Source organism: Streptodolium elevatio (genome assembly GCF_040649515.1).
GTDB classification, from domain to species: domain Bacteria; phylum Actinomycetota; class Actinomycetes; order Streptomycetales; family Streptomycetaceae; genus Yinghuangia; species Yinghuangia elevatio.
This window is the reverse complement of sequence record NZ_JBEZFP010000048.1, coordinates 45120-55258: the sequence shown is the minus strand read 5'-3', so window position 1 is coordinate 55258 and position 10139 is coordinate 45120. Positions and strand designations below refer to the sequence as shown.

The 10139-nt window shown below is 72.3% G+C and carries 7 protein-coding genes; 4 read left to right on the top strand and 3 right to left on the bottom strand.

The features are described 5' to 3' along the window. Positions 1-176 precede the first annotated feature (176 nt). Positions 177-1910 (bottom strand): SpoIIE family protein phosphatase, encoded by a 1734-nt coding sequence (locus tag AB0C36_RS19720; protein WP_358355704.1) that lies wholly within the window; start codon positions 1908-1910, stop codon positions 177-179. Positions 1911-2257: 347 nt separating this feature from the next. Here AB0C36_RS19720 and AB0C36_RS19715 point away from each other — a divergent pair, with 347 nt between their 5' ends. The 3 genes from AB0C36_RS19715 (at position 2258) to AB0C36_RS19705 (ending at position 7177) form a co-directional block, all read left to right on the top strand. Further along, positions 2258-3472 carry a hypothetical protein gene (locus AB0C36_RS19715; protein ID WP_358355702.1) on the top strand — a complete coding sequence of 405 codons (1215 nt, stop codon included), beginning with the start codon at positions 2258-2260 and terminating at the stop codon, positions 3470-3472. 403 nt (positions 3473-3875) lie between these two features. Continuing rightward, positions 3876-5687: an MFS transporter gene (locus tag AB0C36_RS19710; RefSeq protein ID WP_358355701.1), complete on the top strand. Its 1812-nt coding sequence runs from the start codon at positions 3876-3878 to the stop codon at positions 5685-5687. Between the two features lie 326 nt (positions 5688-6013). Beyond that, positions 6014-7177, top strand: a complete 1164-nt coding sequence (locus AB0C36_RS19705) for a polyprenyl synthetase family protein (protein WP_358355699.1) — start codon at positions 6014-6016, stop codon at positions 7175-7177. Here AB0C36_RS19705 and AB0C36_RS19700 read toward each other — a convergent pair. Next, the gene (locus AB0C36_RS19700; RefSeq protein WP_358355698.1) at positions 7114-8052 is read right to left on the bottom strand and encodes a squalene/phytoene synthase family protein; all 939 of its coding nucleotides are present in this window, start codon (positions 8050-8052) and stop codon (positions 7114-7116) included. The genes AB0C36_RS19705 and AB0C36_RS19700 overlap by 64 nt on opposite strands. A 206-nt stretch (positions 8053-8258) precedes the next feature. Between AB0C36_RS19700 and AB0C36_RS19695 the strand changes: the two genes are divergently transcribed. Then, positions 8259-8876, top strand: a complete 618-nt coding sequence (locus AB0C36_RS19695) for an HAD family hydrolase (RefSeq protein WP_358355697.1) — start codon at positions 8259-8261, stop codon at positions 8874-8876. Between the two features lie 42 nt (positions 8877-8918). Here the strand turns inward: AB0C36_RS19695 and AB0C36_RS19690 are convergent, their stop codons facing one another. After that, positions 8919-10079 carry a TIGR04222 domain-containing membrane protein gene (locus AB0C36_RS19690; RefSeq protein WP_358355695.1) on the bottom strand — a complete coding sequence of 387 codons (1161 nt, stop codon included), beginning with the start codon at positions 10077-10079 and terminating at the stop codon, positions 8919-8921. Positions 10080-10139 lie beyond the last annotated feature (60 nt).

The window sequence follows — 10139 nt, the reverse complement described above, 5'->3', positions numbered from 1 at the left end:
GGCCAAACCCAGGCCGAGCTGCGGCCCGCGCCTTGCGAGCGCACGCACCACGGCCCGCGGGCTAACCGACGCGAATTTGAAGACACTCCCTAGGCGCTCCCGGCAGCCCCGGCGAGGCCAGGCGCCCGGACGGCCTGAGGACCCTGACGGCCCGCGACCGGTGAACGCACCGCCCGTCAGGCGGTGCCGGGCTTCGGGTTGCGGCGCGGCGGAAGAGGGCGGTCCGGCGGCCACGCCTCGGGGCGGATGCGGGACGCCATCAGGGCGATGTCGTCCTCGGCGCCCGAGCCGAGTTCGTCGAGGATCGTGTCCACGAGCACGTCGAGCGACGCGTCGCGCGGGAGGCGCAGGGCGGTGAGGCGGGCCAGCGACGCGTCGATGTCCTCGCCGCGCCGTTCGACCAGGCCGTCGGTGTAGAGCAGGAGGACCGGGCCCGGCCACGACGGGATCACCATGGACTCGTAGCCGCCGACGCCGGTGCCCAGGGGCGGCCCGGCGGGGACGTCGAGCAGGCGTACGCCCTGCTCCAGGATCGCCGCCGGCGGCAGGTGCCCCGCGTTGGCCAGCGTGCACGCACCCGCCGCCGGATCGACGATCGCCAGCAGGCAGGTCGCCGCGCGTTCGAACCCGGCGGCCGCGATCATCTCGTCGAGCCGGTCCAGGATGGTGTGCGGCGGCAGGTGCGCCGCGGCCAGCGCGCGGAGCATCGATCGGTAGTGGCTCATCGCCACCGCCGCTTCGACGCCGTGGCCCATGACGTCGCCCATCACCTGGAGTGTGCGCCCGCCCGGCAGCGGGATCGCGTCGAACCAGTCGCCGCCGACCAGCACGGACGCCCCGGCGGGCCGGTAGCGCGAGGCGATCTCGACGTCGGGGTGCGGGCCGCGCGGCTCGTTCAGCAGGGCCTGCTGGAGTTCGAGGGCGACCGCGTGCTCGTGTGTGTAGTGCACGGCGCTGTCGAGGGCGACCGCGGCGCGTCCGGCCAGCTCGCGCGCGGCCACGACGTCCTGCGCCGAGAACCCGGGGGAGTCGCCCGCGCGCAGCACGGTCAGCGTCCCGATCGCGTGGCCGCGCGCGGACAGCGGCACGAGGAGGCCGGAGTGCACTCCGGCGGCCAGGTAGGGGGCGAGGCGTTCGGCGTTCGGCGCGTGCCGGCGCATCGACTCGTGGGACGCGAAGTTGTCCATCACCGGCGCCCCCGAGGCCAGCCCCCGGTGGACGGCCGAACCCTCCTGGTAGTCGATGGGCCGCCCGGGCGGGTGCACGACGTCGGCCACCGACTGGAGCGCCGGCACGTAGGCCAGCGCCGCGCGGTGCATGCGCAGCGTCCCGTGTACGACTCCGCGTCCGATCTCCGCATGGCCTTTGGGGAACACGTCGACGGCGACCATGTCGCCCAGCAGCGGCAGCGCGAAATCGGCGAGTTCGACGCACGTGGTGTCCATGTCGAGCGTCGTGCCGATGCGCTGCATGGCGGCGTCGAAGATCTCCAGGCGTTCGCGGGCCCTGATCAGCTCGTGGTGCTCGTGCTGCGCCTCGCTCACCTCGACGACGACCGCCGCGACACCGCGGACCCGGCCGTCGTGTTCGAGGCGGTGGTAGACGCCGTACCAGTAGCGCGTGGGGTGCGGCGAGTCGGCGTGCGTCTGGCCGCTCGTGGTGATCTCGCGGGGGCGGCCGTCGACCAGGAGGGCGCGCAGTTCCTCCTCGCCCGCGTCGAGCCCGGGCAGCACTTCCGCGATGGTCCTGCCGATGTGGTCCTCGGCGGGTACGCCGTTCATGCGGGCGAGGGCGGGATTGACGAACGCGTACTTCAGGTCCAGGTCCAGGATCCCGACTCCGGCCGCCGTGCCGTCGAGCAGGAGTGCCAGGATCTGCTGGTCGACCCACGGCTGCGCACCCGAAGTCACAGGCGTCCTTCCCCGGGCGCGACCGACTTGGGGACGGGCGCCCGGAGTCCATCGTGCGTCGTACCGCGCCGGGGCGCACGTGCTCCCACCCAGATGGGCGTACGCATTCCGGTCCTCCCTTGCGCGCCTGCCTCCCAACGGGCGCGCCGCCACGCGCCCGTGCGCCCCGCGGCGTCCGCCCGGTCCGTGATCAGCGGATAGAGTTGTGTGCCGCGTCCATCCGGCGAACCGGGGCGTTCGCTGTGCGGCCGCGCAACATCGCGCCGAGCTGCGGGGACGTTATTGTGCCGGGGGCTGGACGCACATGCGCTCGCTCCCCGACAGGTCGCCTGATTCGAGGTCAATTCGTGTCCCTGGTGCTTCGCCGAACCCGCTCGGCAACGAGCGACGACGAGACGACGGCCACCCGGTCCGGCGGGCCGGACGGGGCGCCGCCCGCGGAGGCGGAGGGACCACTTGGACGGCGGCACATCTGGGCGATGACGGCGGCCGCGCTCGCGTGCGTGCTGGTCGCGGCGTACACCGGCATACGGATGCCCAACGCCTGGTCGGCGACGTTGCAGTCGGTCTCGTTCCAGGACGGCTTCCACCGCCGGTTCCTGGTCGGCACGCTGATGGACCCGATCGCGGACGCGGCCGGCTACCACTACCGCATGTACGCGCTGCTTTCGTTCCTGATCCTCGCCGGCCTGCTGGCGGTGCTGGTGTACCAGGCCGTCGTGACGCGGCTGCCGGCACGTCGCTTCCTGATCCTGGCGTTCTTCCTGCTGCCGACCGGCGGCTACCTGTTCCACGAGGTCGGCTACTTCGACCAGGTCCTGTACCTGCTGCTGTTCGGCGCGCTGTGGATGCTGGGCAGGGGCTGGTGGATCCCCGCGTCGCTGACGATGGTCCTGGCGATGTGCGTGCACGAGATCACCGCGCTGACCGTGCTGCCGCTGTTCTTCGTCGCGTGCCTGCGCGTGCTGCCGCTGTCCCGCACGATCGTGGCCGCGGTCCCGGCGTGTGCCACGGGGCTGCTCATCCTGACCGCGAAGCCCACCTCGTCCGGTACCTCCCTTGCGCTCCAGCGCAAGCTGGAAGAGGCGCACTTCCCGGTACGCCCGGACGCGCTCGAACTGTTCTCGCGCACGCAGGAGGACAGTTGGAAGATGTACTCGCAGAAAGAGGTCTTCCTCTATCTGCTGCCGCTGATCGTCTTGATCGGCGTCGCGCTGCTCCTGTTCGCGCGGGCGGGCGACCGCCCGGCGAAGCTGCTGGTCATGTCGGTGCTCGCCGCGCTCGCCCCGGCCATGGCGACGTTTGCGGGATGGGACCGCGAGCGCTGGGCCTTCCTGCTGATCGTCAACTTCTTCGTCATCCTCTGGTTCTGGTTCGGCGATTACCAGGTCGGATTGAAGTCCGTGCAGTTCGGGGTCGTCGTGGTGGCGCTGCTGCTGACCGTGCACGTGCCGCTGACGTACTTCGACGGCTTCGAACCGCGTTCGCTGACCGGTCGCGGCATCAGCGACTTCTACGAGTACGTGACCTCGGGCGACTTCTTCGACAAGCCGCGCCTGTAACGCCCGACGGCCCGAGTGCGGCCCGGCTTACTGGAACGCGTTCCAGTTCTGCCGGGTCGTTTCGGCATGTCCCGACTGGTCCGCGACCTTCCCCCTGTCGACACGGAACCGGGCCGATCCAAGACCGAGCGGGTCCGGTCAAAAGCGAAACAGGTTTCACCTCGACCCGCGGCGACGGACGGCTTCCGGCGAATCGTCGCGCCGGTCAATCGCCGTGCCCCAACCGCCGGTTCGGTCGCTTTGGCGACTCACGGGGCACTCTTCACATCGTGCGGCGCTGCTGTTACACAAGCCTCCCGTTGCGGAACCGGATGATCAGGTTCCGTCCCGAGACCGTGTCGTCCCCTCGGTCTGCTTCGCCATGCCCACCCGTACAGCCATAGCCCGCTCGGGGAGGAAACGCGTGTCCGACAACAGCGAGAAGCCGACTGAGACGCCAGGCGAGAGCCCAGGTGAGAACCCGGTCGAGAAGCCCGGGGAGAACCCGGCGGCGAGCTCCGGGGAGCCCCGGCAGGAAACTCCGCAGGAGGCGTCGGCCGAGAAGCCCGACGCGGCCGCCGCCGCTTCCGGTTCGGCCGCCGAGCCGCCCTCCGGACCGCCCGCGAAGACGGCGGTGGCGGACGGTCCGTCCTCCGGAGACCCCGCGTCCGGGGACGACGTCACCGGACGCCTCGAAGGTGCCTCGAAAGCCCGCGTCTTCAGCGTGCTCGCGGTCATCGTGCTGTTCTCCGAGGTCGTGCCGCTGCAGTACTCGATGGTCTCCACCGCGGTGCAAAAGGTCGGCCAGGACTTCCCCACGGCCGGCGACAACGTCAGCTGGATGATCATCATCCTGGGCCTCGTCGGCGGTGCCACGACGCCCATCCTCGGCAAGCTCGCGGACCTCGTGGGCAAGAAGCTCGTGCTGATGGCCAGCAGCATCGCCTTCCTCGCCGGATCGCTGATCTGCGCGCTGACCGAGAGCTGGGCGGTCTTCCTGATCGGCCGCGGCCTCCAGGCGACCGCGTTCGCCATGGCCGCCATCGCGGCCGGGCTCATCCGCGACCTCATGCCGCGCAAGTACGTGCCGCTCGCCATCGGCGTCATCGCCACCGGCTTCGGCGTCTCGGCCCTCGCGTCGCCGTTCCTGACCGGCTGGCTCACCGACCACTGGAGCTGGCGCTCGATCTTCTGGTTCCTGACGATCTACATCCTGGTCCTGATCCCGATCTTCTGGATCGTCGTCCCGGAGACCAAGCTCAAGGTCAAGCAGAACCTCGACTGGTTGGGATCGGTCCTGGTCGGGGCCGGCGCGGCGCTGGCGCTGGTCTACCTGTCCAACGGGCAGCAGTGGGGCTGGGGCGAGTTCACCGCGTACATCTACCTGATCGGCGGCGTCGCGCTGCTGGTGCTGTTCTACTGGTGGGAACTGCGCGCCCCCGAGCCGATCATGGACCCGAAGCTGCTGCGCACGCCGCGCGTGTCGATCGTGCTCGCGATCGGCCTGTTCTCCAACATGATCATCGGCGTGCAGGCGTACGCCGTCGCGTACATGGCGCAGATCGACAAGGAGGTCGTCGACAACGGCGTCGTCCAGGGCTTCGCCGCCCAGTCGGGGGTCTCGGCCGACGCACTGCGGCAAGTCCTCGTGTTCGACGGCGACCTGGCGTACGCACTCGGGTTCAGCCTCATGGCGCTGGCGGTGCACATCACCGCGTGGCAGGCGATCCCGGGCATGTTCACCGGACCGGCCGCGGGTGAGTGGGGCAAGCGCCGCGGGCTGCGGGAGCCGTACCTCTGGGCGATGATCCTGATGACGGCGACCATGGTCATGTACGCGCTCTGGCACGGCACCTGGGTGCAACTGCTGCTGATCAGCATCGTGTTCGGCATCGCCTTCGGCATGTACTACGGCGCCGCGAACAACCTCATCGTCGAGGCGGTGCCGCAGGAGCAGCAGGGCATCGGGGCCAGCATGCTCGGGCTCACGCAGTCCTTCGGCAGCGCGGTCGGCACCGCGATCCTCACCGCGATCGTGTCCGCACACCCCTACCAGGTCATCGCGCCCTCGCAGACCGGAGGACCGCCGACAACCGTCGACGTCACCCAGGTCTACACCGACGAAGGCTGGACGCTCGTCTTCTGGGCGATGGCCGCGGCCGGCCTGGTGAGCGTCGTCCTGGCGTTCGTCATGCGCGCCGGACGCACCCCCGCGACCGGCGGCACGCTGCACTGACGCGGCGGCTCGCACGGTAAGCACAAAAGAGGAGGGGGCGGCCCGGGGCCGCCCCCTCCTCCGCTGTCGTATGTCGGCCTGCCGCTGGTGCTGTTGTTTCGTCCGTTCTGCTGATTCTGCTGATTCTGCCGATTTTGCGGTCGCCGGTTCCGAGGCCCGGCAGGACCAACGTGTTCGTCGGTTGGCGGGCGCGAGGCTCGGCCTCCGATGCTACTGTCGGTGATTCTTGTGATGCTCAAGGTGACGGTGGGGTGGGCATGACGCGCTCGTGAGCCGTGCCGGTGCCCGGAGCGCGGCGGCGCCCCGCGCGAGGGTGAGGGATTCCGGTGATCCAGCAACTGACGGCCGACCCGCGTGCCGAGACCCGTCCGCCCGGCACGGACGCCGTTCGCGAGGCGGTCGCCGCGGAGATCGCGGCCCGCTTCCCCCGCGGCACGAACGGCCTCGACGACATCGCGCGGTACGCCCTGCAGACGCCGGGCAAGCTGCTGCGCCCGCTTCTCGTGTGCCACAGCGCACTCGCCTTCGGCGCCGACCTGCACCAAGTCCTGCCCGCGGCCGCCGGGTTGGAATGCGCGCACGTCGGAAGCCTCGTCCACGACGACATCCTGGACGGCGACCTGGTACGCCGCGGCAAGCCGACCGTGCAGGCGCTGCACGGACCCCGCCAGGCGATCCTGGCCGGATCCGCCTTGTACTTCACATGGTTCGCCGCGCTCGCCGACTGCGCGGAGCGGGGCGTCGGAGACCGCCAGATCCGCCAGGCGCTCGCCATCCAGGCACGGGCCGGAGCCGAGGCGTGCCGTGGCGCGTCCGCCGAACTCGACCTCGCCGGCGACATGGACAGCGGTGCGGCCGCCTATCTCGCGATGGCCGGTCGCAAGACCGCCGCACTTCTCGCCGCCGCCTGCCAGGTGGGCGCCGCCCTCGCGGACGCGCCCGCCGACGCGCAGGCGAGCATGGCGGCGTACGGCGAACACCTCGGCCTCGCCTTCCAGATCCGCGACGACCTGCTGCCGTATGCCGACGCCGACGGCCACGCCGGGAAGCCCCGCGAAAGCGATCTGCGCAACCGCCGCCCCACGCTGCCGGTGTTGCTGGCACTGGACATGGCCGACGCGTGCGACCGGCAGGCGATCCGCCGCCTGTTCGCGGGCGAAGCCGACGACGAGGGAACGGGCGCCAGGTCTGTCGAGGGCGGCGTCGCGACAGGCGCGCGGTCCACCTCGGACACCGCGGCCGAAAGCCCTGACCGGCGCGACGCCCACCGCGAACTCCGGGACCTGGTACGGCGATGCGGAGCCGCGGCCCGGACGCGCGACATCGCCGAACAGCACGCGGCCCTCGCCCGGGCGGCGCTCGCCGACCTGCCGCCAGGGCCGCACGTACGCGCGCTCGAAGGGCTGACCCGCGCGCACGCGCTGCCTCAGCCCGGGAGGCCGTCCGCCGGGGAGCCGGCCCGCACCGACGAGTCCGGGCACCGGACCTGACGCAGCAGGCGCCAGCAGGCCCACGGGTCGTCGCGGTACGCCCGCCGCGCCAACGACGGCCCGAGCGCTGCCACTCCGGCAAGCCGCTGGCGGTACAACTCCACCGCGAAGCGGTGCAGCGGAAAATGCGCCTCGGGGGCGCCGGTCACGAACCCGTCGGCCGCGCCCAGCGCCGTACGCGCCTGCCCGACCACCTCGGCCAGCAGCGCCCGGACGCCCGGTGTGTCCCGGCCTTCCGCGAGGTCGGCGCGGGACACTCCGTGCCTGGCCAGCGCGTCCAGCGGGAGATAGAGGCGACCTCCGCGCATGTCCTCGGCGAGGTCCATGAGGAAGTCGCTGCGCTGGCAGCCGTCGGCCAGCCACCGGCAGCACTCCGCCCACTGGTCGCCGCCTCCACCGGGATGGACCAGCCCGGCCGTGGCCATGGCGAACGGCCAGGACAACTGGTCGATGTAACGCTGGTAGTCGGCTTCCGTCGCGAACTCCGAGAAGTCGAGGTCCACGCGGGCGCCGGTGAGGTACTCCTCGACCCAGCGCCACGGCAGCCCGCGAGTCTCACACGAGTTCAAGTAGGCGCGCATCAACGGGTGGTCGGCGGTGCCGCCGCCCATGGCCGCACGTGCGCGTTCCGTCCAGTCGTCGAGCCGGCGCACCCGGCTTTCCACGGTTCCCCAGTCGCAGAGGTCGTCGGTGAAGCCCGCGAACGCGTAGCCCGCGCAGACGTGTGGCTGGAACTCCGGCGGCGCGAGGAAGCGGACGGCGGCGAACAACGCCGGTTCGCGGCGGCGCAGGAACCGCGCCGCCGCGCGGTAGTCGGCCCGCAGGCCCTGACCGTCGATCAGCGCGGTGTCGAGACAACTGCCCCACGATCGCACGCCTTCGCCTCCCGTGGACGTGTCCCCGGACACCCGAACGGCAACAGGATGGTTCGCCGGCACTGCCCAACGAACCCGGTATTCGCAGGTCACGGACACACGACCAATCGGTCGGTCGGGCAGCGCGGGTGCCGGGCGTGGTCGGCGCGGTGCCCCAGGGAGAGCCGCGCGGCGGATGTGCCGGGCGCGCGCGTAGGGTGCGGGGCATGGGCAACCTGGTGGTGGGCTTCGACCTGGACATGACGCTGATCGACGGGCGCGCCGGAATCGGTGCGGCGTGGCAGGTCCTGGCGGAGGAGACCGGCGTACCGGTCGACGTCGAACTCGTGGTGTCGCGACTGGGGCCACCGCTCGAGCACGAGATCGCGGAGTGGTTCCCCGCCGAGCAGGTGGTTCCGGTGGCCGCGCGCTACCGCGAGATCTACCCCGAACTCGCGCTCCCGGGGACGGTCCTGCTGCCCGGCGCGCGCGAGGCCATCGCCGCGGTGCACCGGCACGGAGGCCAGGCCATCGTCGTCACCGCCAAGGCGCTCGGCAACGCCGAGGTGCACATCCGGCACCTGGACCTGGCCGTCGACAAGGTGGTCGGCGGCCTGTGGAGCGACGGCAAGGCGATTGCCCTGCGAGAGCACGGCGCGTCGGTGTACGTCGGCGACCACCTCGGCGACGTCGCCGGCGCCCGCGCGGCCGGGGCGACGTCGGTGGCCGTGGCCACCGGGCCGATCGCCGCGGTCGACCTGCGCGCGGCGGGAGCCGACGCGGTGCTCGACGACCTCACCGCGTTCCCGGCGTGGCTGGACGCCTTCCAGGCCGCGGCGCGCTGACGAGACCGCTCGGCGCCCGCCGGGCCCCCTGCGGGTGACCGGTCAGGCGTTCGGGTGCGACTCCCACGGCGGGCGCTGCTCGGGCGGGTAGGCGGCGGCGCCTCCGCCGTACGGGCTCGGCCCGGCGTACGGCTGCTGGGGAGCAGCACCGGGCGCGGGTGCGCGGAAGGGGTCGGCGGGCGATCCGCCCATCGGCGCGCCCGCCGCGCCGCCCACCGGTCCGGGCGCCGTCCCCGGCGCGTGGTGCGCGCTGTAGGCGTCGGCGTACGTCGGTCCGCCCAGCGGTCCGCGCGCGTCCGCGGCCGCCTGCCACTGCTGTTCCGTCCAGCCGTCGCTGGTGACGCGTCCCGCGGTGACCCGCGCCGCCTGGCGGAAGACCTCGCGCAGCGCCGCGTCCGCGATGCGGTCGTGCCCGAACAACGCGACCTCGCCCAGGCCGTGGCCGCCCGGCACGGCGTCGCCCAGGCGCTGGACGGTCGCCGGGTCGCGCACCAGGTTCCACAGGTGGAACAGCGACGAGTCGTTGAGCGGCGCGCGGAGGTTGTTGTAGCGCGTGAACAGGAAGAACAGCAGCGCGCAGCACGCGCCGGTGACGATGAGCACGGCCCCGAGGTTGGCCGACCACAGCGCCGTGTCGTCGGAGGGCGAGCCGGACAGCGGCTCGGCGAACAGGCCCGCGATTGCGACCAGCGGGATGAGCGACAGCACGATGCGAACAGTCCGCAAGCTGGCGGTTCGCGCAGGCGGGTTGAGCAGACCCATACCGAACAGCGGGTCGCGCAGCGTGCGTACGGCCGGGGCGTCGGCGACGGCGAGCCGGACGCCGGCGACGGTCGCGGTGCCGCCCGCCCCTCCCACCGCGCTGCCGACGGCCGCGTCGAAGGCGGCGGACGGCGCGGCAGCCCCTCTCGGGGTCGCATCGGGCACTGCGCTCGGCGGTGCGCCTGGTGCGGTGCCCGAGACTGCCGGGCCCGGGGCCACGCGGCCGTCCGGCGTGATGGTGACCGCGCTGCGGGCCCATGCGGTCAGCACCGCCACGTCCGCGACCCGTGCGGGTCCGCCGGCCAGGAAGGCCAGACGGTGCAGGTCCAGTGCGTCCTGGGCATCGGGCGCGTTGCCGCGGGCGCGGCCCGCGCGCAGGACGGATCTTGCGTACCAGACCGCGACGGCCAACAGGACCGCGCTCACCACCAGCCACACCACGTCGAGGCCCCCTCGGACATCCCGTCGACCGACATTGCGCCGAACACCGTCGCCGACCGC

Excerpts from the sequence above, each read along its gene's own strand:
- AB0C36_RS19695 (WP_358355697.1), top strand. The coding sequence starts at position 8,259 with ATGGGCAACCTGGTGGTGGGCTTCGACCTGGACATGACGCTGATCGAC.